Below are 875 nucleotides of genomic sequence, written 5' to 3' on the forward strand. Positions count from 1 at the left end.
GTCGTCGGCGCCGTCGTCGGCGGCTTCCTGTTCAACCAGTTCGGCCAGCCCGGCGTCTCCGGGGTGAACCTCTACAGCCTGCTCGTCGCCGTCGTCGGCGCGGTGGTGGTGCTGTGGCTCTACCACGCCTTGATGGGCCGCCGCCGGGTCCTCTGAGCCGGCATACCCCGCTTCCGCCGACTCTCGGCCGAAGACCGACCCGACCACTCCCGACGAAAGAGTTTCCACGATGGCGTTAGCTCCCGATACCACCCGTCCGGCCTACGACCGCGACCTACCGACCACCAGCCTCGCCACCCCGGCCGAGGACATGCGCACGATGGCGCTGCACTCCGTCTCCTGGGGCGCGGTCATCGCCGGCGCGGTGATCGCGCTCGTCGCCCAGGTCATCCTCAACATGGTCGGTCTCGGCATCGGGCTCTCCACCGTCGACCCGGCCGGCAACGGCACCCCGACCGCGGGCAGCCTGTCTTCGGGCGCCGGGATCTGGTTCGTGATCTCCGGCATCCTCGCCGCCACCGTCGGCGGCTGGCTCGCCGGGCGCCTCTCGGGCAAGCCCGCCAACACCACCACCGCTTACCACGGGCTGCTCGCCTGGGCGGTCTCGACGCTGGTCGTCGTCTACCTGCTGTCCTCGGCCGTCGGCGGCATCGTCAGCGGCGCGTCGAGCGCAGTGTCGAGCACGCTGGGCGGCGCCGGCAACCTGATCGGCGGCTCGGTGAAGACCGCCGCGCAGGCCGCGGCACCGTCGCTGCCCGGCATGGACAACCCGTTCTCGAACATCGAGAGCAAGGTCCGCAACGGCACCGGCAACGATCCGGAGGCCCTGAAGAACGCCGCCGTCAGCGCGATGCGCGCTGCAGTGACCGGTGACG

At 71.1% G+C, this 875-nt stretch carries 1 protein-coding gene and 1 pseudogene; both read left to right on the plus strand.

Features of this window, described 5'->3' with window-relative positions:
- On the plus strand, positions 1–156 hold a 156-nt coding region (locus FV230_RS28765; RefSeq protein WP_147844783.1), incomplete at its 5' end, for a GlsB/YeaQ/YmgE family stress response membrane protein.
- A 73-nt stretch (positions 157–229) separates the two neighbouring features.
- Positions 230–875 (plus strand): annotated as a pseudogene (locus FV230_RS28770) (PhnA-like protein); the annotation flags it as partial.

This window comes from Methylobacterium sp. WL6 (assembly GCF_008040095.1).
Taxonomy (GTDB): domain Bacteria; phylum Pseudomonadota; class Alphaproteobacteria; order Rhizobiales; family Beijerinckiaceae; genus Methylobacterium.